Source organism: Citrobacter sp. wls613 (genome assembly GCF_005281195.1).
GTDB lineage: Bacteria > Pseudomonadota > Gammaproteobacteria > Enterobacterales > Enterobacteriaceae > Citrobacter > Citrobacter gillenii.
The window spans coordinates 7,628-31,519 of sequence record NZ_SZXN01000051.1 but is presented as its reverse complement, the minus strand read 5'-3'; the positions used below and the strand labels follow the sequence as shown (position 1 = coordinate 31,519).

Below are 23,892 nucleotides of genomic sequence, written 5' to 3'. Positions count from 1 at the left end.
ATGCCGTTCAATGTTACTTACAAATTTCAGAGTCTTCCCTGGAATTTTCTTCATGTTCACACGTCATAATCAACCGCCACAGTCGCTGTGGTAAAGAATAAAAAAGTCATTAAGGAATTAAGATGAAGAAACGTGTATTTGTGATTGCTGCCATCGTGAGCGGCGCCCTGGCGGTTTCTGGCTGCACAACAAACCCTTACACCGGTGAACGCGAAGCGGGTAAATCCGGCATGGGGGCGGGCATTGGTTCGCTGGTGGGTGCGGGCATTGGCGCGCTCTCCTCGTCGAAGAAAGATCGCGGCAAAGGCGCGTTGATTGGCGCAGCCGCAGGGGCCGCCGTGGGTGGTGGTATCGGTTACTACATGGACGTGCAGGAAGCAAAACTGCGCGAAAAAATGCAGGGAACCGGCGTGAGCGTGACGCGCAGTGGCGATAACATCATTCTGAATATGCCCAACAACGTCACCTTCGACAGCAGCAGCGCCAACCTGAAACCTGCCGGGGCCAACACCCTGACCGGCGTGGCTATGGTGCTGAAAGAGTACAATAAAACCGCGGTCAACGTATTGGGCTTCACCGACAGCACCGGCAGCCAGGATCTGAACATGCGTCTGTCACAGCAGCGTGCGGACTCCGTTGCCAGCGCCCTGATCACTCAGGGTGTGGAAGCTAACCGTATCCGCACCCGTGGAATGGGCCCGGCGAATCCAATAGCCAGCAACAGCACCGCGGAAGGTAAAGCACAAAACCGCCGCGTAGAGATCACGTTGAGTCCAATTCAGTAACGTTTTGTGCCGGAGACAGGCTGCGCCTTATCCGGCATGAAGCACTTGCCATCGTTGATTTTCACGATAAGGTGTTCACACTAAATTCAGGGAAATCAGCGATGAGCAAATCAACACGTGCCACCATCAGCGATGTGGCGAAAGCCGCAAAAACGGGTAAGACCAGCATTTCACGCTACCTCAACGGTGAGAAGCATCTGCTTTCCGACGCGCTGTTGGCCCGCATTGAACACGCCATTGCCGAACTCGACTATCGCCCCAGCCTGATGGCACGAGGCCTGAAGCATGGCCGTACCCGCCTGATAGGCCTGATTATCGCCGACATTACCAACCCCTACTCCGTTAACGTGTTAAGCGGTATCGAAGCTGCCTGTCGCGAAAAAGGCTTTACCCCGCTGGTCTGTAATACCAACAACGAAGTGGACCAGGAGCTGCATTATCTCGATCTGCTGCGCAGCTATCAGGTTGAGGGGATTGTGGTGAATGCCGTCGGCATGCGCGAAGAAGGGCTGAACCGCCTGCAACAGTCTGCACTACCGATGGTGTTGATTGACCGTAAAATTCCGGATTTCGCCTGTGATATGGTCGGTCTGGATAACACCCAGGCGGCGACAGTTGCCACTGAGCACCTGATTGAACAAGGCTTCGAAGCTATTCTGTTCCTCAGCGAGCCGTTGGGGATGGTTAACACCCGACGCGAACGTCTGACTGCTTTTCGCGCCACGCTGGCGCGATATCCCGGCGTTATCGCCGAAAATGCTGAGGTTTCGCTGGCGGAAAATACGCAACTGGATGACACGCTGCGTCAGTTTCATCAGCAGCATCGCGGAATGCGTAAGGCCGTTATCTCTGCCAACGGCGCGCTCACGCTGCAGGTGGCCCGCTCGCTGAAGCGTATTGGCCTCAACTGGGGCAGCGACATCGGCCTGCTCGGTTTTGACGAACTGGAATGGGCCGAACTGGCTGGCGTCGGCATCACCACCCTGAAGCAGCCCACCTGGCAAATTGGCTATACCGCCGTCGAGCAGGTTGTACGCCGGATCGATGGTAAATCGGATGCTGTTCAGGAACAGGTTTTCTCCGGTGAGCTGATCGTTCGCGGGTCTACCGCCCGTTAAATTTCCTTCGTGATGGTGATCATAAATTCGGCATCATAGTCTTTTCTTTGGAACCGGTTCCATCTAGCGTTATAGCAAGAACGCACGATTTGGAGTTTCCATGAAAAGAAAAATTATGGTGGTCACCGCTGCTTACGGTTACGACCAGGTGCATGCAGCAGGCGGGCAAACTGCCATGCTGCCTATTATTGCTGAAGCCGGAGCTGACGGCGTTGAAATCCGCCGCGAAATGCTGAGCGATGCCGAGCTTAAAACGCTGCCAACCCTGGCATCCGCGATTGAAATCTTCGGCCTGCTGGCCTGCTACTCCGCGCCAGAACCGCTATTTCTACAAGATGGTCATCTCAATCCCCACCTGCCGGCACTCCTTCAGGAAGCCCAAACGTTGCAGGCGTTATGGTTAAAAGTATCTCTGGGTCATTTTTCCCATACTCAGCAATTCGACACACTGCATGAGTGGCTCAACGACAGCGGTATGGAACTGGTGGTCGAGAACGATCAAACGTCCTGCGGACGACTGCAGCCTATGCTGCACTTCAGGGATGCCTGCCAGAAGCAGGATCTGCCGGTATCCCTGACCTTTGATATGGGCAACTGGCTGTGGGTCGGCGACTCCCCCGAAGACGCCGCGCAGGCGCTCGCCTCAACCGTGGGGTATATCCATGTGAAGGCTGCCACTCCGCATCTCGACAGCTTCCGTGCCGTTGCGCCCGATCGGGCAGACCCGCGCTGGCTGGCACTGTTAAACACGCTGCCCACGGACGTCCCGCGCGGCATTGAATTCCCCCTGGAAGGGCACGACTTAGCGGCGGTGACCCGTCACTACGTCGAACTGCTACGCGAGGAGTAACACATGAAAAATTCACTGGATGTCGTCACCATTGGCGAAGCAATGACGATGTTTGTCGCCACGCAAACCGGCGAACTGGCGGATGTAGAGACATTTATCAAACGGGTCGCGGGCGCAGAGCTTAACGTGGCAACCGGCCTTGCCCGTCTGGGCCTGAAGGTCGGCTGGGTGAGTCGCGTAGGTCACGACAGTTTTGGCCGTTTTATTATTAAGTCGCTGGAAAAAGAAGGGATTGATGCGCAGGGAGTCACCCAGGATGGACGCTACGCAACCGGCTTTCAGCTGAAATCTAAAGTCGAAAATGGAACCGATCCCATCGTGGAATATTTTCGCAAAGGCTCAGCCGCCAGCCATCTTGGCATGGAGGATTATCACGAAGCGTACTTCTCCAGCGCACGCCACCTGCACCTGAGTGGCGTGGCGGCAGCGCTGTCCGCCAGTTCTTACGAACTGCTGGCCCATACCGCCCGCACCATGAAAGCCCAGGGAAAGACTATCTCGTTCGATCCCAATTTACGCCCAGTGCTGTGGAACAGCGAAGCGGAGATGGTGGAAAAACTCAACCGACTCGCATTCCAGGCCGACTGGGTTCTGCCGGGGTTAAAAGAGGGCATGATTTTGACGGGACAACAGACGCCTGAAGGCATCGCTGACTTTTATCTGCGCCACGGCGTGAAGGCAGTGATTGTTAAAACGGGTGCCGATGGCGCCTGGTATAAGGCAGCCAACGGCGAGCAGGGCTGCGTCGCACCGGTGAAGGTCGACAACGTGGTCGATACCGTCGGCGCGGGCGATGGCTTTGCGGTCGGCGTCATCAGCGCACTGCTGGAAGGGCACTCACTGCATCAGGCGGTGGCCCGAGGCAATAAAATTGGCGCCCTGGCCATACAGGTTCAGGGCGACAGTGAAGGATTACCCACACATGAACAATTAGCGGAATAAACCCCCGGCCCACTCTGTACCCTACATACAGAGGCGGCGTAACAGCATAACCAGAGGGCAGTCTATGAATAGCTCAACCAATGCAGCAAAACGCTGGTGGTACATCATGCCAATCGTGTTCATCACGTACAGCCTGGCGTATCTCGACCGCGCGAACTTCAGCTTCGCCTCCGCCGCAGGCATTAACGAGGATCTTGGCATTACCAAAGGGATCTCTTCCCTGCTGGGTGCCCTGTTTTTCCTCGGCTATTTCTTTTTCCAGATCCCAGGCGCAATTTACGCCGAGCGTCGCAGCGTACGAAAACTCATTTTTATCTGCCTGATCCTGTGGGGCGGGTGCGCCTCGCTGACCGGAATGGTCAGTAACATCCCCATGCTTGCCGCCATCCGTTTTATTCTTGGCGTCGTAGAAGCCGCCGTCATGCCCGCGATGCTGATTTATATCAGCAACTGGTTTACCAAATCCGAGCGTTCACGCGCCAACACCTTCCTGATCCTCGGTAACCCGGTCACCGTGCTGTGGATGTCCGTCGTTTCGGGTTATTTGATTCAGGCGCTCGGCTGGCGTGAAATGTTCATCATCGAAGGCTTTCCGGCCGTCATTTGGGCGTTCTGCTGGTGGGTGTTGGTCAAAGACAAACCTTCCCAGGTGGGCTGGCTGACGGAGTCCGAAAAAAGCGCGCTGCAGGCACAGCTGGAACAAGAGCAGCAGGGAATTAAAGCCGTGCGTAACTATGGTGAGGCTTTCCGCTCCCGCAATGTGATCCTGCTGTGTATGCAGTATTTTACCTGGAGTATCGGCGTTTACGGTTTTGTGTTGTGGCTGCCGTCAATTATCCGCAGCGGCGGCGCGAATCTCGGCATGGTGGAAGTGGGCTGGCTTTCATCGGTCCCGTATCTGGCCGCCACCGTCGCGATGATTTTGGCCTCATGGGCTTCCGACAAACTGCAAAACCGTAAGCTGTTTGTCTGGCCGCTGTTACTGATCGCCGCGTGTGCCTTTATCGGATCCTGGGCCGTTGGCGCTGACCACTTCTGGATGTCTTACACCCTGCTGGTGATAGCCGGTGCGGCGATGTACGCCCCGTATGGTCCCTTCTTCGCCATCATTCCTGAAATGCTGCCGCGTAACGTCGCCGGGGGCGCCATGGCGCTGATTAACAGTATGGGCGCGCTGGGGTCATTCTTTGGCTCCTGGTTTGTTGGCTACCTCAATGGCACCACCGGCAGCCCGTCCGCCTCGTACATTTTTATGGGGGTGGCGCTTTTTGTCTCAGTGTGGCTAACTCTGATTGTTAAGCCTGCTAATAATACCCGCATTCCGGTTGGCGCACGCCACGCTTAAATTTTAACTTACGGAGATTCGCATGAAGCCGTCCATTATTCTCTACAAAGCGTTACCTGACGATTTACTGCAGCGCCTGGAAGCACATTTTTCGGTGACTCAAGTCCCTAACCTGCGCCCGGAAACGGTCGCACAGCACGCGCAGGCCTTCGCCAGTGCGGAAGGTCTGCTGGGCTCCAGCGAAACCGTCAATAGCGCCCTGCTGGAGAACATGCCCAGGCTGCGCGCAACCTCAACAATCTCCGTAGGCTATGATAATTTCGACGTCGAGGCACTTAACGCCCGTAATGTCTTACTGATGCACACCCCAACCGTACTGACCGAAACCGTGGCGGATACGATAATGGCACTGGTGTTAAGCACAGCTCGCCGCGTAGTCGAGGTGGCTGAACGCGTGAAAGTAGGTGAATGGACCAAGAGCATCGGGTCGGATTGGTTCGGCACCGATGTACATCACAAAACGTTGGGGATTGTCGGTATGGGCCGCATCGGCCTCGCACTGGCACAACGCGCCCATTTCGGCTTTGGCATGCCCATTCTCTACAATGCACGCCGCCAGCATAAGGAAGCGGAAGAGCGCTTCAACGCGCGCTACTGCAATCTGGATACGCTATTGCAGGAATCGGATTTTGTCTGTCTGATCCTGCCGCTAACGGATGAGACTCACCATCTGTTTGGCGCCGCGCAGTTCGCCAAAATGAAGTCCTCCGCCATTTTCATCAACGCTGGACGTGGCCCGGTCGTGGACGAAACCGCACTGATTGCCGCCCTGCAAAGCGGGGAAATTCATGCCGCAGGTCTGGATGTGTTTGAGCAGGAACCGCTGCCGGTAGACTCCCCGCTGCTGTCGTTACCAAACGTGGTGGCGCTACCGCATATTGGTTCGGCAACCCATGAAACCCGCTACAACATGGCGGCCTGTGCGGTAGATAACTTAATTGATGCACTGCAAGGGAACGTCGAGAAGAACTGTGTGAATCCGCAGGTAGCAGGATAAAAAAATGCCGGGTGGCGCTACTGCGTACCCGGCATTCTGTATATCGTTATTCCCTGAATTACTGGGCTGCGTTCACCGCAGCAGTCCAGGCTTGATTAAATGCCTGATGCTGGGCTGCCAGCGGGCCAATCAGCGTGTTGTACTGGCTTGCCTGTTGTGAGGTCGGGAACTGGATACCGTTCGCCACAAAGCTCACCTGCGTATCCTGCTGCGCGATAAAATCACCCACCTGTACCAGTTGTTGCGTAAAGATCTGCGCGGCAGGAATCAGCGGCTGTAGCGCCTCTGACGGAGCAGTCACGACTTTGCTGTAGACCTGATCAAAGACGGGTTTCAGATCCTCGCTTTGCTTCAGCGCACCACGTGCGGCATCGGCCTGCAGCTTCGCATTCTGCAGCTGTTGCCCTAACACGCCCAGCGCACCATTTGCCTGACGCAGCGGTTCACGCTGGGTCACGTAATCCTGAGGAACACGGATGGCATTTACGCTATCCACAACCGGGCGCAGACCGGAGTCCATCGCCTGATTCACCTGCTGTGAATAACCATAAAGAATCGCGTAATCGGAGACAAACGGGCCAAACTGTTTTTTCTGATCGGCGGTCAGCGTCGGTAAACGCTCTCCGCTACGCATTGCAGTATTCTGCAGGAAATCGACAAACGCTTTGCGTTGATCGCCTTCTTTATCAAAACACCCACTCAGGCCAACTACCATTAAGAGCGCCAAAACAGGCGCAAACCAGCGAGAGCAGGACTTACCTGTCGCCATTTTAATACTCCTTCACCCAAAAATGCGCACAACGACACCCGCGTGCCTGACGATGACAAGGATAGTCCAGGTCAGCCCCGCAAGATACCCTTTCCGCGTAATCTTGTCGGGGAAAATACCCGTTTCGGTGGCCCTGCGTTTTGCTGAACAATGCGCCATCAGCCGAATGGCGTAAAAATTTTGTCATCTTTACAAATGAGTTTGGCCGAGAGGAGATCCCGACCGTTATCAGATCGTTAGCAAACTACAGGTCGGCCACCGCGATCCGCTGAAACGCACCCACCGCGCGCGCCCCACGCCCGCCGTCTTTTTTTGCGACTATTCTTAATGAGCTTCGATGAAATTCACGATCCCGCTGTGTGATTTTAGGAGTCCTCAATGGAATATAAAGATCCTATGCTTGAACTGCTTAGCAGTCTGGAACAGATTGTTTTTAAAGATGTATCGCAGACCGTCACCTTGACGCAAAAAGCCAACCCGTTTACCGAATTTGAACAGCTACGACGAGGGACGGGTTTAAAAACAGATGATTTTGCCCGAGTAATGGGCGTAACGGTTGCGATGGTTCATGAGTGGGAGTCTAAACGCGTAAAGCCTTCCAGTACCGAATTGAAATTGATGCGCCTGATTCAGGCCGACCCGAGATTAAGTAAGCAGTTGATGGATTGATGTTTTTTCTGGTTTTTCTTCAGAACGGTCCTGTAAATGGACCGTTTTACCACCAGCTCCAGCAACAAAAAAGAAAATAGTAGTTGCATCCTCCGGCGTAAAATGAGTTAATGCACTCAACGGTTTGACGTACAGACCATTACAGCAGTTTAGTAAGGCAAGTCCCTTCAAGAGTTATCATTGATACCCTTCGTAGTGAGCATTTTCCTTTACTGTTAAAAAATCTGTAAAGCACGCCATATCGCCGAAAGGCACACTTATTTTTTAAAAGGTAATACACTATGTCCGGTAAAATGACTGGTATCGTAAAATGGTTCAACGCTGATAAAGGCTTCGGTTTCATCACTCCTGACGATGGCTCAAAAGACGTGTTCGTACACTTCTCTGCTATCCAGAACGAAGGCTACAAATCTCTGGACGAAGGTCAGAAAGTTTCCTTCACCATCGAAAGCGGCGCTAAAGGCCCGGCAGCTGGCAACGTAACCAGCCTGTAAGCTTAAAAAGCTCAAAATTCTAGATCCCTGCCAAACGGCGGGGATTTTTTTTATCTGTCTCTCGCAATAAATTTCCCCAGCTTTCTTCTTTGCATTACTTTACCCACCACACCTTTGACCTTTCCCTAAGGGTAAGCTTTATAGTACGTCGGCATGTATCCCACAATTTTCACAAGGAATTGAAGCTATGTCGAAAACCTCACTGTTGCTGTTATTAGGTTTACTCACCACAAGTAGCGTATTCGCTGCTACCCCGGAATCAACCTTTCTGGCGCAACATGGGCTAAGCGGGAAATCCGTTGAGCAAATTGTCGACGCCATTGACCAGTCGCCTCAGAGTCGACCACTGCCCTATTCTGCTTCCATCACCAGCACCGAACTAAAACTCTCTTCCGGTGAACAGGTTTATACGCTACCGCTTGGTGACAAGTTCTATCTCTCCTTTGCCCCGTACGAATGGCAAACTCACCCCTGCTTTAACCACAGCCTTTCTGGCTGCAAGGGAGAAATGCCCGAGAAGACCTTTGATGTCAAAGTGACGGATAGCAAGGGAGACGTGGTGGTGCAGAAAGCAATGACCAGTTACCGCAATGGTTTTATCGGCGTATGGCTACCACGCAATATGGAAGGCACAATTGAAGTGAGCTACAACGGCAAAAAAGCGTCTCACGCCATCAAAACGATGAATGACAGCCAGACCTGTCTGACCGAATTGCAGCTGCGCTAACAGCATAAAAAAATGCCGGATAGGCAATTGCGTATCCGGCATTTTTTACGTCAATACAGACGGTTACTGCAGCAGCGAAATATCCGCCACGCGCAGGAACAGCTCACGCAGCTTTTCGAGCATGGTGAGACGGTTGATACGTAAATCCTTATCTTCCACCATAACCATTACTTTCTCGAAGAACGCATCAACCGGTTCGCGCAGTTCGGCCAGTTCGACCAGCGCTTCCTGATAGCGACCCTCAGCAAACGCAGGCTCCAGCTTGTCACGCAGTACCACAACCTTCATCGCCAGCGTAATTTCTTCCGGCTCTTTCAGCGTTGCTGCATTCACACGGTCGTTCAGCGGCTCTGTCGTTTTCGCAAGGATGTTTGAAACACGTTTGTTAGCCGCAGCCAGCGCAGACGCGGCTTCCAGCGTACGGAAGTGCGAAACCGCCTTCATACGTGCGTCGAAATCAGCCGGACGCGTCGGACGACGCGCCAGCACCGCCTGAATGGTATCAACGGTGTAGCCTTCGTCCTGATACCAGGCACGGAAGCGGCCCAGCATAAAGTCGATGACATCATCCACTACGTTCGCGTTGGACAGCTTGTCACCGTACAGACGTACCGCTTCTTCGGTCAGCGTTTGCAGATCGAGGTTCAGGTTCTTCTCAACGATGATACGCAGCACGCCCAGCGCAGCACGACGCAGTGCAAACGGGTCTTTGTCACCTTTTGGATGCTGACCAATACCGAAGATACCCGCCAGGGTGTCCATTTTATCGGCAATGGCTACCGCACAGGCCACCGGGTTAGACGGCAGGTCATCACCGGCAAAGCGTGGCTGATATTGCTCGTTCAGCGCTACCGCTACATCTTCCGCTTCACCATCATGACGTGCGTAGTGCATGCCCATCACGCCCTGGGTGTCGGTGAACTCGAAGACCATGTTGGTCATCAGGTCACACTTGGACAGCAGGCCCGCGCGGGTGGCGTGGTTGACATCAGCGCCAATCTGTTCAGCAATCCAGCCCGCCAGCGCCTGAATACGATCGGTCTTGTCGCGCAGGGTACCCAGTTGCTGTTGGAACAGCACGGTTTGCAGACGCGGCAGATGATCTTCCAGACGTTTTTTGCGGTCAGTATTGAAGAAGAATTCGGCATCCGCCAGACGCGGACGAACCACTTTCTCGTTACCGGAAATAATCTGCATCGGATCTTTCGATTCGATGTTAGCGACGAAGATAAAGTTCGGCAGCAGTTTGCCGTCGTTCGCGTACACCGGGAAGTACTTCTGGTCACCTTTCATGGTGTGAACCAGCGCTTCAGACGGTACCGCGAGGAATTTTTCTTCGAACTTCGCCGTCAGCACCACCGGCCATTCAACCAGAGACGCGACTTCTTCCAGCAGGCTTTCGCTCAGGTCAGCGTTACCGCCAATCTTACGCGCCGCCTCTTCGGCATCGGCCTTGATTTTTGCCTTACGCTCGGCGTAATCGGCAATGACTTTGCCGCGCTGGCGCAGGATTTCAGGATACTGGTCGGCATTGTCGATGGTGAATTCAGGCTCACCCATAAAGCGGTGGCCGCGGATCACGCGATCGGACTGAATACCCAGAATCGTTGCCGGGATGACTTTGTCGCCCAGCAGCAGCGTGACGGTATGAACCGGGCGCACGAAATGGACGTCAGACGCGCCCCAGCGCATCAGTTTCGGGATCGGCAGCTTAGCCAGTGACGTGGCAATCATGTTTGGCAGCAGCGTTTCTGCGCTTTCGCCTTTCACATGCGCACGATACAGCAGCCATTCACCTTTGTCGGTGGTCAGTCGTTCAGCCTGATCAACGGTGATACCGCAACCGCGCGCCCAACCTTCTGCCGCTTTGCTCGGTTTACCTTCCGCGTCAAACGCCTGGGCAATCGCCGGGCCGCGCTTTTCTACTTCACGGTCAGGTTGCGATTCAGCAAGGGCAGCCACTTTCAGCGCCAGACGACGCGGCGCAGCAAACCACTCTACGTTGCCGTGTGCGAGGCCAGCATTGTCCAGCTCCGCAGTGAAGTTCGCAGCGAAGGACTCAGCCAGGCTGCGCAGTGCTTTTGGTGGCAGCTCTTCAGTGCCAATTTCCACCAGAAAAGTTTTCTCAGACATGGCCGCCTCTTATTTGTCTTTGTTGCACATCGGGAAGCCAAGGGCTTCACGGGAAGCATAGTAAGCTTCTGCCACTGCTTTGGTCAGGGTGCGAATGCGCAGAATATAACGCTGACGCTCGGTGACGGAGATGGCTTTACGCGCATCCAGCAGGTTGAAGCTATGGGCGGCTTTCAGAATACGTTCGTAAGCAGGCAGCGGCAGTGGGTTTTCCAGCGCCAGCAGCTGCTGGGCTTCTTTCTCATACTGCTCGAAGCAGGTGAACAGGAAGTCCACGTCAGCGTATTCAAAGTTGTAAGTCGACTGCTCGACTTCGTTCTGATGGAACACATCGCCGTAAGTGGTTTTACCCAGCGGGCCGTCGCTCCAGACCAGGTCGTAAACGCTGTCTACGCCCTGAATGTACATCGCCAGACGTTCCAGACCGTAAGTGATTTCTCCGGTCACAGGCTTACATTCCAGACCACCAACCTGCTGGAAGTAGGTGAACTGCGTCACTTCCATGCCGTTCAGCCACACTTCCCAACCCAGACCCCAGGCACCCAGCGTTGGGTTTTCCCAGTTATCTTCCACGAAACGGATGTCGTGAATGGTTGGATCCATACCCAGCTCTTTCAGCGAACCAAGGTACAGCTCCTGAATGTTGTCCGGGGACGGCTTAATGACGACCTGGAACTGATAGTAATGCTGTAAGCGGTTCGGGTTTTCGCCATAGCGACCGTCGGTCGGACGACGAGAAGGCTGCACATAAGCAGTCGCCATCGGCTCCGGCCCCAGCGCGCGCAGGCAGGTCATTGGGTGAGAAGTACCCGCGCCGACTTCCATGTCCAATGGTTGAACAATGGTGCAGCCCTGGCGAGCCCAGTAATCCTGTAAGGTCAGGATCAAGCCCTGGAAGGTCCTGGTATCAAACTTTTGCATATTATTTCGTGCTGGATACGTGTGGATTTAAAGGAAGCGATCAGTATACCCGCTAGCTGCAAGATATACAGTACGAAACGGGAAAAAGGAGGAACTTAGCGCATGGAAAGGTGCAAAAACTGCCCGTCTGCGTCAAATGAGCAGACAAAACTCTCTTTACGGAAGGTAGAACCACGCATCTCATAGCTGCCCTGGAACTGTTCGAAGCCGGTTACGTCTATTTTCTGCGTCCCGGTGTTATAACGTTCAGCCGCTTCATTTTTGCATAATGCTTCCATATCCAGCGAACGTGAAGAGCTCACTTTGGCCTTTTGCGCTTTCTGAGTCGGTGCCGGCGGCTGTGGGTCCGCGCATCCTGCCAGCAGGAGGGCAGCCATCGCGGGAAAGAAATACTTCATCATCATTTTATTACCCTCTGATTTGCGGGTCAGTCTTATTATTATTACTGTCTGGAAACGGATCCTATTTTGAGAATCTCATCGGACCATCACAAGCTTTAGCGTAAAAACTCAGATTATTCCAGTGAGATACATCCGCGAAATGCCAGTCAGACTTTTTTTAATGGAAACAGAGGAACTGATGCAGCCCAAAATTTTCTGGATTGATAACCTGCGCGGGATTGCCTGTTTAATGGTGGTTATGATCCATACCACCACCTGGTACATCACCAATGCGCACAGCGTCAGCCCGTTAGCCTGGGATCTTGCCAATGTGCTCAATTCAGCTTCACGCGTCAGCGTACCGCTGTTTTTCATGATTTCAGGCTTTCTTTTCTTTGGCGAGCGCAGCGCCCAGCCGCGACATTTTCTCCGTATTGCGCTCTGCGTTCTGTTTTATAGCGCCGTCGCACTGGCCTACATCTCACTGTTCACCTCGATTAACGCCGAGCTGTCTTTGAAAAATCTGCTGCAAAAACCGGTGTTCTATCACCTGTGGTTTTTCTTCGCCATCGCCGTCATCTACCTGGTCTCACCGCTGATTCAAGTGAAAAGTATTAGCGGAAAAATGCTGCTGGCGCTGATGGTGGTGCTTGGCATCGTTGCTAATCCCAACACCGTCTCGCTAAAAATGGGGGGCGTTGAGTGGCTGCCCATCAACCTGTACATCAGCGGCGACACGGTCTATTACATCCTGTACGGCTTGCTGGGCAGGGCGATTGGCATGATGAATACACAAAAACGCGCACTCACCTGGGTCAGTGCGGCACTGTGCGTCACCGCCGTCTTTGTTATCTCTCGCGGAACCTTATACGAGCTCCGCTGGCGAGGGAATTTTGCCGACACCTGGTATCTCTACTGCGGCCCAGCCGTATTTATTTGCGCAGTCTCGCTGCTGACGCTGGTCAAAAACACCCTTAGCGCACGCACTGTCCCCGTACTGGGCCTGATTTCCCGCCACTCACTGGGTATCTATGGCTTCCACGCGCTGATCATTCATGCGCTGCGCACTAACAGTATCGAGCTCAAGAACTGGCCGCCGCTGGATATGCTGTGGATTTTCAGCGCCACGCTGGCGGGCAGCCTGCTACTTTCGGTTCTGCTGCAACGCATCGATACACGCCGACTGGTGAGTTAACACTCACCCGTCGTTACTCTTTTAGCGGGCGCATCAGCATAATTTGCCCCGCTAAACACACGAAGAATGCCATTGGATAGGCGCCCATTTCGATGAGTGACAAGGGAGCGTTCAGCATCCCCAGCAGCAGCAACCCTACTGTTATCAATGCCACCATCTGGCACACACGCGTAAAGTGTTCGTCATTCTGATTACTATTTTCAGCACGCTGGTAAGCGTACGTCACAAACATCCCTGTCATCAGGACACCCAGAAAGTATCCTTTCCCGTTCAATAAGGGACAGGCGCGCCATAAACCAATAACGTAAATGAGTGCACCCGAAAGGAATAATAGCCATGCCATAAACCTCGTAGTCTTCATTGGGATCTCCTTATCCATCACGGATACAATATGAATAACCCACTAAAGACAACACAGAAAAATAGCACTAAGTTATATTTTCAGAATAAATCCATGCACGTAACTTATTAATTTAAAAAACACATAGATTATAAAAATCCCCTCCATTTAGCAGAGGGGAAATATGATCATGACATCAGCGGCAGCAATTGCTGATAGAGACGACGGAAGGTTTCGCGACGCTGCAAATAAAGCGCATGGCGATCTGCGTCAGGATAATGCGCCTGTTCCAGCGCCAGTTGAGGCAATAGGTCAGATAATGGCTTATCGGAATTCATCGCAATTTGTGCCAAACGTGCCGCCCCCAACGCAGGACCAACGTCACCACCGGTACGGTAATCCAGCTGCAACCCGCTGATATCAGACAGCATCTGGCGCCAGTACTCGCTGCGCGCCCCGCCGCCAATGAGCGTAATGCTGGCCGGTTTAACACCACAGGCATGCACCACATCCATACCATCTGCCAGCGCGAATCCCACGCCTTCCAGCACTGCTTTCGCCAGTTCTGCCGGCCCATGCTGATGCGTCAGACCAAAAAAGACGCCTTTCGCCTGCGGATTATTATGCGGCGTACGTTCACCCGACAGGTACGGCAAAAACCAGACGGGTTCAGCCTGCTCATCCGCCTGTTGTGCCGCAGTTATTAGCGCAGGAACGCTGCTCAGCCCGGTTAATTTTGCCGCCCAGTCCAGGCAGGATGCCGCACTGAGCATAACGGACATCAGATGCCATCTTTCAGGTAAAGCATGACAAAAACTGTGTACCGCACTTTCTGGTTTACTGAGGAATCCGTCGCTTACCGCAAAGTAAACACCGGACGTGCCCAGCGAAAGCATCGCCTGACCGGCATTCATCATACCGACGCCAACCGCGCCTGCCGCGTTATCTCCGCCACCCGCAATCACCGGGATCTCGGACATGCCCCAGGCTTGCGCGACCGCAGGCAACAACGTGCCAGTAATCTCGCTGCCTTCAAATAACGCAGGCATATTCGCACGGGTCAGGTGACAGGCTGCCAGCATGACGTCGCTCCAGTCGCGCTTCGCAACGTCCAGCCACATCGTACCGGCGGCATCAGACATATCGCTGGCGAATTCCCCGGTCATACGCAAACGCAGGTAATCTTTCGGCAGCAGGACTTTATCAACCTGGCGGAAAATCTCCGGTTCATGGCGCTGAACCCACAGCAATTTGGGTGCCGTAAAACCCGGCATCATCAGATTGCCAGTGATGCCGCGAGACTCTGGAACCTGGTTTTCCAGTATCTCGCACTCTTGTGCGCAGCGTCCGTCATTCCACAGGATCGCCGGGCGCAATACCTTCTGCTGATTATCAAGTAGCGTCGCACCGTGCATTTGACCGGCAATCCCCAGCGCCTTCACCTCACTGAGTGAATGTTGCTGAGCCAGTGCTTTGACGGCGCGATCCGTTGCCAGCCACCACTGTTCAGGATCCTGCTCCGACCATAGCGGATGAGGACGCGAAACCGTGAGTTTCTCCGTCTGCGAGGCCACAACATCACCCTGCTCATTCAGCAGTATGGCCTTTACGCCTGATGTGCCCAGATCTATCCCGATATACATAGGGTATCGTTCCTTAAAGAAATGCCCGGCAGCGCAAAGCTATCCGGGCTGACGAACGTTCTTAACGATCCGTTATTTGTCGAACAAATAATGGTTTACCAGATTTTCCAGCTGTTCCTGATGACCGCTCTGATGCACCGGCGCCAGATTATGTTGTTCAGCGTACTGCGCAATTTCGGTCAGCGTCATCTGGCCCTTCAGAATTTGCTGGCCCAGCTCACCATTCCAACCGGCATAACGTTTTGCAACGCGCTGATCCAGGCCGCCATCTTCAATCATGCGAGCTGCGATTTTCAGCGACAGTGCCATGGTGTCCATCGCCCCAATATGACCATAGAACAGATCGTATTTATCGGTGCTCTGGCGACGCACTTTGGCATCAAAGTTCAGGCCTCCCGTGGTGAAACCACCCGCTTTCAGGATTTCGTACATCACCAGCGCATTCTCTTCCACGCTGTTCGGGAACTGGTCGGTATCCCAGCCCAGCTGCGCATCTCCGCGGTTGGCATCGACAGAGCCAAACAGGCCCAGCGCGATCGCGGTGGCGATTTCGTGGTGGAACGAGTGGCCAGCCAGCGTGGCGTGGTTGGCTTCGATATTCAGTTTGATCTCTTTTTCCAGGCCGAACTGTTTCAGGAAGCCGTAAACGGTCGCCGCATCGTAGTCGTACTGATGTTTGGTCGGCTCCTGCGGCTTCGGTTCGATAAGCAAGGTACCCTGAAAACCGGTTTTGTGTTTGTGCTCAACCACCAGTTGCATGAAACGGCCAATCTGCTCGCGTTCCTGACGCAGATCGGTATTAAGCAGGGTTTCATAGCCTTCACGACCGCCCCACAGAACATAGTTTTCGCCGCCTAATTTATGCGTAGCATCCATGGCAGTCACCACCTGGGTGGCCGCCCAACTGAACACTTCCGGATCCGGGTTGGTAGCCGCACCTGCGCCGTAACGTGGGTTAGTAAAGCAGTTTGCCGTCCCCCACAGCAGCTTCACGCCGCTTTGTTCCTGTTTAGCGCCCAGCACATCAACCATCTGCGCGAAGTTGTTTTTGTACTCTTTCAGCGAAGCACCTTCAGGCGAAACATCTACATCATGGAAGCAGTAGTAAGGCACGTTCAGCTTGTGGAAAAACTCAAACGCCACATCCGCTTTGCGTTTCGCCAGCGCCAGCGCTTCACCGGGTTGCTGCCATGGGCGGTCAAAGGCTCCCATGCCGAACATGTCTGCACCATTCCAGCAGAAAGTGTGCCAATAGCAGGCGGCAAAACGCAGGTGATCTTCCATACGCTTGCCTAACACTTTCTCATCAGGATTGTAATGGCGAAATGCGAGCGGGTTAGTGGATTTTGTCCCTTCAAAACGAACACGGTCGAGTTGGTCAAAATAAGCCTGCATAATAAGCTCCATAATCAGGTAATACGGCAAGTAAACTGCGATATCGCCATACTGGAATTTCCTGATTTATTGCTCAATTACGTTATTTCACACCGCTATTAAGAGAATACCCAAATGTGCGCTGGCTCCCAAAAAAACGCGCTAAATAAAGAAATAAAAAGACGATCGGGATCGAATCCTGATGAATAAACTAAAAACCATAATCCGCGGATAAGATATGACAATTGCCTTCCCGCTTAGGGTATGTGAGTTTTGCGTAGCGCTACGCAAATCAAAAATTTGTCACACATAATCAGGCAGCATTATCCACGGTTTTGGTAGTATCGACAGGCCCATATTCACCCTTTCCAGGACAGGCTCTTATGTTTGATAAACGTCACCGTATCACTCTTTTATTTAATGCCAATAAAGCCTACGACCGCCAGGTGGTTGAGGGCGTGGGTGAATATTTACAAGCGTCGCAATCTGAATGGGATATATTCATCGAGGAAGATTTTCTCGCGCGTATTGATAATATTAAAGACTGGTTAGGCGACGGTGTTATTGCCGATTATGACGACGATGACATTGCGCAATTACTTGCCGATGTCGATGTCCCCATCGTTGGCGTCGGGGGTTCTTACCATCTTGCTGAACATTATCCACCGGTCCACTACATTGCCACCGATAACCACGCATTGGTTGAAAGCGCCTTTCTGCATTTGAAAGAAAAAGGGGTGAACCGCTTTGCATTTTACGGTCTACCACCTTCCAGCGGCAAACGCTGGGCCGAGGAGCGTGAATATGCCTTTTGCCAACTGGTAGCGAAAGAGAAGTACCGTGGCGTGGTCTATCAGGGCCTGGAAACAGCACCAGAAAACTGGCAACACGCACAAAATAGGTTAGCCGACTGGCTGCAAACTCTGCCGCCGCAAACCGGGATTATCGCCGTCACCGACGCGCGTGCACGGCACGTTTTGCAGGCCTGTGAACATCTGCATATTCCGGTACCGGAGAAACTGTGCGTCATTGGCATTGATAACGAAGAACTGACCCGCTACCTGTCGCGCGTGGCGTTATCATCCGTTGCTCAGGGTGCTCGTCAGATGGGCTATCAGGCCGCAAAACTCCTGCACCGCGTGCTGGCGAACGAAGAGCCGACGCTACAACGCATTCTGGTCCCTCCAGTACGCGTCGTGGAACGTCGTTCAACCGACTACCGTTCACTTACCGATCCGGCCGTTATTCAGGCGATGCACTTCATCCGCAACCATGCCTGTAAGGGCATCAAGGTCGAACAGGTACTGGATTCGGTGGGGATTTCACGGTCGAATCTGGAGAAGCGTTTTAAAGAGGAGGTCGGGGAGACCATTCATGCGGTGATCCATGCCGAAAAGCTGGAGAAAGCGCGCAGCCTGCTGATTTCCACCACGCTTTCCATCAACGAGATTTCACAGATGTGCGGTTATCCGTCTCTGCAGTATTTCTATTCGGTGTTCAAGAAAGAGTACGACACGACGCCAAAAGAATACCGCGATGTGAACAGCGAAGTGCTGATGTGATGTGTTGCCGGATGGCGACTGCGCCTTATCCGGCCGACGAGTCATCGTGTTGGCCGGATAAACGTAGCGCCATCAGGCGCAGGAATTACATATGCGCTGCAATTAAGCGCTGGTTATCCTGGTACATCGCGAACAGATAGTTGTTGTAGCTCTTCCCTTGGGTGGAATACCCCTTCAGCTTATGAATCATAGCCGTGGCGGTGACTTCCTGATCGGTTTTACGCAGCTGAGCGCGTGACTTACGGAAGGAAGAGTATGCCGGATGTGTATTCAGATTAATGACGTAAGCCGTCACTGACTCTTTCACCGAGTCAAACTGAGAGTAGCCTTTCACCTTACCCGGCGCATTGGTGCAACGACCTTTGACACATTTCATGCCAAACAGATTATTGTTGCTACGCGCCAGCTTCGACGTACCCCAGCCGCTTTCTGCCGCAGCCATGGTTGCCACCATACTGGTAGGGATAATATCCACGCGCTCAAGCAGCGTGTTCCACGGAATTTTACGCGTGTTGCCAGACCAGCTCACCTTGTAGCGTTTGGCGATATCTTTCATGCGCGCACGCTCGCTTGGCGACCAGCGATTCTGGTACTGCTTTGAAATCAGCCAGTTACGTTCAGCAGTAATGGCCGCATTTTGACTAGTAATGTAAGGCATAACCGTCCGGAGAAACGCTTTTTTCCTTGGTGTTCCGGAAGGGTATTTTCGCAAATCAGGAAGTGAACTACTCTTTGCACTATTGCGAGAATACTCTTGTTTACTGCTTACCTGTGTATTACTTGTCTTGGTTGCCTGGGGCTTCTGACTCGTTGTTGCCGTGTGTGTCTTTGCCAGCACCTCACCGGAAAATGCAATGGTGAGTAACATTAGAATCATGGCCCCATATCGTCGAATGGGAGTCAATATCATTAGGTCTCCTGGTCGGATTTATACATTCCAACACCTTATATTTTTCATAAAAATGAGAGATGAATCTCAAATCATAGCAAAAATAGCCGTCAAGAGCACCCAAAGGAATAGTCCAATTCCGAAACTATGTCACGCGCTAACGGTTAAGATTGGTATTAATTCGAAGAAAATGCGGGTGTTATCGCAAAATAATGCCGTTTTTTGCGCACGATCGCTCACCCTCACGTCTCATCCTGGCGGAATCCACCCAAAGGATGAGTCTCCGACCGTAATTCGCTGGCAAACTGGCTAAAATCGCAGCATTCAGGACAGCGTTATGAAACTTGCCGCCTTTGCGCTGGCGCTTATGCCAGGCATCACCATCGCCTCGTCATGGACTTCTCAAGGGTTCCCCACCTTCGAAGTGGAGGGTACGGGTAAGTTTGTCAGCCATGCAACGTTGACGAAGGGTACCCGTCCTTTAATACTAAATTTTGACCAACAGTGCTGGCAGCCTGCCGAAACCATTAAACTCAACCAGATGCTGTCGCTAAAACCTTGCACAGGCGAGCCACCACAGTGGCGTTTATTCAAAGACGGTAGTTACACGCTGGAAGTGGATACCCGCTCCGGAACGCCAACGTTGATGCTGTCACTAGCATCCGCCGTTGAGCCGGTGAGCAACCTGATTCGCCAGTGTCCGAAATGGGATGGCTCACCGCTGACGCTGGATGTGAGTCAGACTTTCCCTGAAGGTGCCGTGGTGCGTGATTACTACAGCCAGCAGACGGCAATGGTTAAGCACGGTCAAATCACCCTCCAACCCGCAGCCAGTAGCAACGGGCTATTACTGCTTGAACGCGCAGAAACGGACGCCCCTGCCCCCTTCGACTGGCATAACGCCACAGTGTATTTCGTACTGACGGATCGCTTTCAAAACGGCGATCCGACCAATGACCACAGCTACGGTCGCCACAACGACGGCATGCAGGAGATTGGGACGTTTCACGGTGGCGATTTACGTGGCCTCACCAGCAAACTCGACTATCTGCAACAGTTAGGCGTTAACGCCCTGTGGATCAGCGCTCCGTTTGAGCAGATTCACGGCTGGGTAGGCGGTGGCACCAAAGGGGATTTCCCCCACTACGCCTATCACGGTTATTACACGCAGGACTGGACCACGCTTGATGCCAATATGGGCAACGAAGCCGATCTGCGTGCGCTGGTCGATGGCGCTCATCAGCGCGGTATCCGCATTCTGTTCGATGTGGTGATGAACCATGCCGGTTACGCGACGCTGGCCGATATGCAGGCTTATCAGTTTGGCGCGTTATATTTATCGGGCGATGAATTGAAACATACGCTCGGTGAACGCTGGACGGACTGGAAGCCCGCCGCCGGACAGAGCTGGCACAGCTTTAATGATTACATCAATTTCAGTGATAAAGCCGCCTGGGAAAAATGGTGGGGGAAAAATTGGATCCGTACCGACATCGGCGACTACGACAGCCCCGGTTTTGACGACCTGACGATGTCGCTGGCCTTCCTGCCCGATCTGAAAACCGAGTCCAACACGCCTTCCGGGTTACCGGTGTTTTACAATAACAAACCGGATACCCACACCAAAGCCATTGCGGGCTACGCGCCACGAGATTATCTGACCCACTGGCTCAGTCAGTGGGTGCGTGACTACGGGATTGACGGGTTTCGGGTCGATACCGCCAAGCACGTCGAACTTCCCGCCTGGCAGCAGCTGAAAGCCCAGGCCAGCGCAGCGCTGGCCGAATGGAAGAAAGCCAACCCAGACAAAGCGCTGGATGATAAACCGTTCTGGATGACTGGTGAAGCCTGGGGTCACGGCGTTATGCGCAGTGAGTATTACCGCCATGGCTTTGATGCGATGATCAATTTTGATTATCAGGAGCAGGCAGCCAGCGCCGTCGACTGCCTGGCCAATATGGATCTCACCTGGCAGCAGATGGCGGATAAATTGCAGGATTTTAACGTTCTGAGTTATCTCTCATCGCACGACACGCGCCTGTTCCGCGAAGGTGGAGATAAAGCCGCCGAGCTGTTGCTACTGGCTCCGGGCGCGGTGCAGCTGTTTTACGGTGACGAGTCCGCGCGTCCTTTCGGTCCGACCGGCTCAGACCCTTTACAAGGCACGCGATCCGATATGAACTGGCAGGACGTCAGCGGCAAATCGGCCGCCAGCGTCGCACACTGGCAGAAAATCAGCCAGTTCAGGGCCAGACATGCCGCCATCGGTGCCGGTAAACAAACCACGCTGACGTTGAAACAAGGATACGGATTTTCCCGCGAGCACGGTGACGACAAAGTGATGGTCATCTGGGCAGGTCAGCCCTAATCCTACCTGGCTTCTCGTACCCGGTGGGGCGAGAAGCGTTATACAAAACAAAACACCACCCTGTTACAAATGTGTAGCACAAAACGTCAATTTAGTCTCACAGGCCTGATTTGCACCCCGCCATAGGTAGCGCTATGGTTAGCCACTTTATTACTCAGCTCGACAGACCACCTGCTATGACATTCTCACTTTTTGGCGACAAATTTACCCGCCATTCAGGCATCACCCGCCTGATGGAGGACCTCAACGACGGTTTACGTACGCCCGGCGCGATCATGCTTGGCGGCGGTAACCCGGCGCAAATCCCACAGATGCAGGAGTACTTCCAGTCTCTGCTAGCCGAGATGCTGGAAAACGGCAAAGTCACTGATGCGCTTTGTAATTATGACGGTCCACAAGGGAAAACCGAGCTACTGGCCGAACTGGCCACGCTGCTGCGCGAGAAGCTGGGCTGGGATATCGAACCACAAAATATTGCACTGACAAATGGCAGTCAGAGCGCGTTTTTCTACTTATTCAATCTTTTCGCCGGACGTCGCGCCGACGGGACCACCCGAAAAGTCCTGTTCCCACTGGCACCGGAATACATTGGCTATGCCGATTCCGGGCTGGAAGAGGAGCTCTTCGTCTCTGCGCGCCCGAATATCGAGCTGCTGCCGGAAGGTCAGTTTAAGTATCACGTTGACTTTGAACACCTGCACATTGGCGAAGAGACCGGCATGATTTGCGTGTCACGCCCCACCAACCCGACAGGCAATGTGATTACTGACGAAGAGTTATTGAAGCTGGACCGCCTCGCCAATCAGCACGGTATTCCGCTGGTCATTGATAATGCCTATGGCGTCCCGTTCCCCGGCATTATCTTTAGCGAAGCCCGTCCGCTGTGGAACCCCAACATTGTACTGTGCATGAGCCTTTCCAAGCTCGGGCTGCCAGGTTCGCGCTGCGGTATTATTATCGCCAATGAAAAAATCATCACCGCGATCACCAACATGAACGGCATCATCAGCCTTGCCCCTGGCGGTATGGGTCCGGCTATCATGTGCGAGATGATTAAACGCAACGATCTCCTGCGCCTGTCGGAGACCGTGATCAAGCCGTTTTATTATCAGCGCGTTCAGGAGACCGTGGCGATCATTCGCCGTTACTTATCCGAAGAGCGCTGCCTGATCCATAAACCAGAAGGGGCGATTTTCCTGTGGCTGTGGTTCAAGGACTTGCCTATCACCACCGAGCTGCTGTATCAGCGCCTGAAAGCACGCGGCGTGTTGATGGTTCCCGGTGATTACTTCTTCCCGGGGCTGGACAAGCCGTGGCCGCACACCCACCAGTGCATGCGGATGAACTACGTTCCGGAGCCGGAGAAAATCGAGGCTGGCGTGAAGATTCTGGCTGAAGAGATAGAACGCGCCTGGCGTGAAGGCTGATGGCAAACCCGACCGCCTAATCGGTCGGGTCACGCATTACAACGGCTGTGAACGCAAACGCTGCTGCTGAATTTTTGCGGCGTCAACGCATTGCAACGCACGGGTCGGGCAGGATTCTACACACGCCGGGCCCGTTTCGCGATGCCAGCACAAATCACATTTAACCGCCTGCACCCGCGAGCGCTGTGCAACCACATTCATGGCCCCAAACGGACAGGCCAGCATACAGCTCTTACAGCCAATGCAGCGTGCCTGTTCCACGAAGATATGCCCATGTTCGCGGCGAATAGCGGTGGTCGGGCAGGCATTCGCACAAGGTGCGTCTTCGCATTGATGACACGTTACCGCCGTGGTAAACGCGTCGTCTTTAATCACCCGAATACGCGGGATAAATGCCCCGGAGGAGACCGTCGCACACGTCTGGTTTTCCTGATGCGCGACGACGCAGGCCACTTCGCAGGTTCGACATCCAATGCATTTCGCCGCATCCGCCATAATAAACCCGTTCATTGCCTTCTCCGTCGCCGTTAAAACCACAGAGTGCCAGAGAGCCGGCCCCCACCGCTTTGATCGGACAGGGGAAACGGTGGAATTTTGTCAGGTGTATGAGCCAGGCAGGAGCAACTACGCCGAATTAATATGCTCTTTGCAGTAACGGCGCTTCCACGCCGCCGGGGTCAGACTGGTGTGCGTACGGAAAATTTTGCGAAAATACCCCACGTCGTTAAATCCACATTTAAACGCCACCTCGGTCAGCGACAGCGAATCACTGATCAACAGCTTTTCTGCCGCCCTCACCCGCTGGCGATGCAGCGCTTCGGTTAACGTCAGCCGAAAAACACCCCGGAATACACGCCCCAGATAGTCTGCATTGCAATGCAGCTCTTTCGCCAGCAATGAGGCTGATAGGGGTAAATGGAACTGAGTATGTATCATTTGCTGCGCTTTCCACGCCAGCGCATTA

At 53.5% G+C, this 23,892-nt stretch carries 23 protein-coding genes; 13 read left to right on the top strand and 10 right to left on the bottom strand.

Translation table 11 applies throughout. From position 1 onward, the window contains the following. The first annotated feature begins 122 nt into the window (after nucleotides 1-122). The 6 genes from FDX01_RS08730 to ghrB all read left to right on the top strand — a co-directional run bounded on the left by FDX01_RS08730 (nucleotide 123) and on the right by ghrB (nucleotide 6,037). Nucleotides 123-785, top strand: coding sequence for an OmpA family lipoprotein (locus tag FDX01_RS08730; protein WP_045448680.1), 663 nt, complete (start codon nucleotides 123-125; stop codon nucleotides 783-785). 101 nt (nucleotides 786-886) lie between these two features. Then, nucleotides 887-1,903: a LacI family DNA-binding transcriptional regulator gene (locus tag FDX01_RS08725; RefSeq protein ID WP_096759151.1), complete on the top strand. Its 1,017-nt coding sequence runs from the start codon at nucleotides 887-889 to the stop codon at nucleotides 1,901-1,903. 100 nt (nucleotides 1,904-2,003) lie between these two features. After that, nucleotides 2,004-2,753, top strand: a complete 750-nt coding sequence (locus FDX01_RS08720) for a sugar phosphate isomerase/epimerase (protein ID WP_137399635.1) — start codon at nucleotides 2,004-2,006, stop codon at nucleotides 2,751-2,753. Nucleotides 2,754-2,756: 3 nt separating this feature from the next. After that, nucleotides 2,757-3,695: a sugar kinase gene (locus tag FDX01_RS08715; RefSeq protein ID WP_137399634.1), complete on the top strand. Its 939-nt coding sequence runs from the start codon at nucleotides 2,757-2,759 to the stop codon at nucleotides 3,693-3,695. 64 nt (nucleotides 3,696-3,759) lie between these two features. Beyond that, on the top strand, nucleotides 3,760-5,040 hold the full coding sequence (locus FDX01_RS08710; RefSeq protein WP_137399633.1) for an MFS transporter: 1,281 nt from the start codon (nucleotides 3,760-3,762) through the stop codon (nucleotides 5,038-5,040). Between the two features lie 22 nt (nucleotides 5,041-5,062). Then, nucleotides 5,063-6,037, top strand: coding sequence for a glyoxylate/hydroxypyruvate reductase GhrB (ghrB, locus tag FDX01_RS08705; RefSeq protein WP_137362488.1), 975 nt, complete (start codon nucleotides 5,063-5,065; stop codon nucleotides 6,035-6,037). A 58-nt stretch (nucleotides 6,038-6,095) separates the two neighbouring features. On the opposite strand, the gene FDX01_RS08700 is transcribed toward ghrB, so the two are convergent. Further along, nucleotides 6,096-6,806 carry a DUF3053 domain-containing protein gene (locus FDX01_RS08700; RefSeq protein WP_096759146.1) on the bottom strand — a complete coding sequence of 237 codons (711 nt, stop codon included), beginning with the start codon at nucleotides 6,804-6,806 and terminating at the stop codon, nucleotides 6,096-6,098. Between the two features lie 378 nt (nucleotides 6,807-7,184). Here FDX01_RS08700 and FDX01_RS08695 point away from each other — a divergent pair, with 378 nt between their 5' ends. The 3 genes from FDX01_RS08695 (at nucleotide 7,185) to cueP (ending at nucleotide 8,696) form a co-directional block, all read left to right on the top strand. After that, complete coding sequence (locus FDX01_RS08695; protein ID WP_115257202.1) at nucleotides 7,185-7,475, top strand: HTH-type transcriptional regulator; 291 nt, start codon at nucleotides 7,185-7,187, stop codon at nucleotides 7,473-7,475. A gap of 281 nt (nucleotides 7,476-7,756) precedes the next feature. Next, nucleotides 7,757-7,969: an RNA chaperone/antiterminator CspA gene (gene cspA / locus FDX01_RS08690; RefSeq protein ID WP_004126446.1), complete on the top strand. Its 213-nt coding sequence runs from the start codon at nucleotides 7,757-7,759 to the stop codon at nucleotides 7,967-7,969. Nucleotides 7,970-8,156: 187 nt separating this feature from the next. Then, on the top strand, nucleotides 8,157-8,696 hold the full coding sequence (cueP, locus tag FDX01_RS08685; protein WP_096759144.1) for a copper-binding periplasmic metallochaperone CueP: 540 nt from the start codon (nucleotides 8,157-8,159) through the stop codon (nucleotides 8,694-8,696). A gap of 63 nt (nucleotides 8,697-8,759) precedes the next feature. Here the strand turns inward: cueP and glyS are convergent, their stop codons facing one another. The 3 genes from glyS to FDX01_RS08670 all read right to left on the bottom strand — a co-directional run bounded on the left by glyS (nucleotide 8,760) and on the right by FDX01_RS08670 (nucleotide 12,154). Continuing rightward, nucleotides 8,760-10,829 (bottom strand): glycine--tRNA ligase subunit beta, encoded by a 2,070-nt coding sequence (gene glyS / locus FDX01_RS08680; RefSeq protein WP_115257201.1) that lies wholly within the window; start codon nucleotides 10,827-10,829, stop codon nucleotides 8,760-8,762. A gap of 9 nt (nucleotides 10,830-10,838) precedes the next feature. Next, complete coding sequence (gene glyQ, locus FDX01_RS08675; RefSeq protein ID WP_001168551.1) at nucleotides 10,839-11,750, bottom strand: glycine--tRNA ligase subunit alpha; 912 nt, start codon at nucleotides 11,748-11,750, stop codon at nucleotides 10,839-10,841. A 95-nt stretch (nucleotides 11,751-11,845) separates the two neighbouring features. Continuing rightward, nucleotides 11,846-12,154 (bottom strand): YsaB family lipoprotein, encoded by a 309-nt coding sequence (locus FDX01_RS08670; RefSeq protein WP_115257200.1) that lies wholly within the window; start codon nucleotides 12,152-12,154, stop codon nucleotides 11,846-11,848. Nucleotides 12,155-12,329: 175 nt separating this feature from the next. Here FDX01_RS08670 and FDX01_RS08665 point away from each other — a divergent pair, with 175 nt between their 5' ends. Further along, the gene (locus tag FDX01_RS08665) at nucleotides 12,330-13,325 is read left to right on the top strand and encodes an acyltransferase (RefSeq protein ID WP_137399632.1); all 996 of its coding nucleotides are present in this window, start codon (nucleotides 12,330-12,332) and stop codon (nucleotides 13,323-13,325) included. A gap of 13 nt (nucleotides 13,326-13,338) precedes the next feature. Here the strand turns inward: FDX01_RS08665 and yiaB are convergent, their stop codons facing one another. The 3 genes from yiaB to xylA form a co-directional block, all read right to left on the bottom strand. Next, nucleotides 13,339-13,686, bottom strand: coding sequence for an inner membrane protein YiaB (gene yiaB, locus FDX01_RS08660; RefSeq protein ID WP_115257199.1), 348 nt, complete (start codon nucleotides 13,684-13,686; stop codon nucleotides 13,339-13,341). Between the two features lie 167 nt (nucleotides 13,687-13,853). Next, nucleotides 13,854-15,308 carry a xylulokinase gene (xylB, locus tag FDX01_RS08655; protein WP_115257198.1) on the bottom strand — a complete coding sequence of 485 codons (1,455 nt, stop codon included), beginning with the start codon at nucleotides 15,306-15,308 and terminating at the stop codon, nucleotides 13,854-13,856. Between the two features lie 72 nt (nucleotides 15,309-15,380). Beyond that, complete coding sequence (gene xylA / locus FDX01_RS08650) at nucleotides 15,381-16,703, bottom strand: xylose isomerase (protein ID WP_096759139.1); 1,323 nt, start codon at nucleotides 16,701-16,703, stop codon at nucleotides 15,381-15,383. Nucleotides 16,704-17,065: 362 nt separating this feature from the next. Here xylA and xylR point away from each other — a divergent pair, with 362 nt between their 5' ends. Continuing rightward, the gene (gene xylR / locus FDX01_RS08645; RefSeq protein WP_137399631.1) at nucleotides 17,066-18,244 is read left to right on the top strand and encodes a D-xylose utilization transcriptional activator XylR; all 1,179 of its coding nucleotides are present in this window, start codon (nucleotides 17,066-17,068) and stop codon (nucleotides 18,242-18,244) included. An 85-nt stretch (nucleotides 18,245-18,329) separates the two neighbouring features. Here the strand turns inward: xylR and FDX01_RS08640 are convergent, their stop codons facing one another. Continuing rightward, nucleotides 18,330-19,154 (bottom strand): protein bax, encoded by an 825-nt coding sequence (locus tag FDX01_RS08640; RefSeq protein ID WP_096759137.1) that lies wholly within the window; start codon nucleotides 19,152-19,154, stop codon nucleotides 18,330-18,332. Between the two features lie 316 nt (nucleotides 19,155-19,470). Between FDX01_RS08640 and malS the strand changes: the two genes are divergently transcribed. Together malS and avtA are read left to right on the top strand one after the other, a co-directional pair. Beyond that, nucleotides 19,471-21,501 (top strand): alpha-amylase, encoded by a 2,031-nt coding sequence (gene malS, locus FDX01_RS08635; RefSeq protein ID WP_137399630.1) that lies wholly within the window; start codon nucleotides 19,471-19,473, stop codon nucleotides 21,499-21,501. 134 nt (nucleotides 21,502-21,635) lie between these two features. Next, nucleotides 21,636-22,928, top strand: a complete 1,293-nt coding sequence (gene avtA / locus FDX01_RS08630) for a valine--pyruvate transaminase (RefSeq protein WP_223240283.1) — start codon at nucleotides 21,636-21,638, stop codon at nucleotides 22,926-22,928. A 36-nt stretch (nucleotides 22,929-22,964) separates the two neighbouring features. On the opposite strand, the gene FDX01_RS08625 is transcribed toward avtA, so the two are convergent. Together FDX01_RS08625 and FDX01_RS23680 are read right to left on the bottom strand one after the other, a co-directional pair. Then, nucleotides 22,965-23,438: a 4Fe-4S dicluster domain-containing protein gene (locus FDX01_RS08625; RefSeq protein WP_117342522.1), complete on the bottom strand. Its 474-nt coding sequence runs from the start codon at nucleotides 23,436-23,438 to the stop codon at nucleotides 22,965-22,967. A 114-nt stretch (nucleotides 23,439-23,552) separates the two neighbouring features. Next, nucleotides 23,553-23,892, bottom strand: a 340-nt coding sequence (locus tag FDX01_RS23680; RefSeq protein ID WP_249360919.1) for a helix-turn-helix domain-containing protein, incomplete at its 5' end; no start/stop codon positions are given.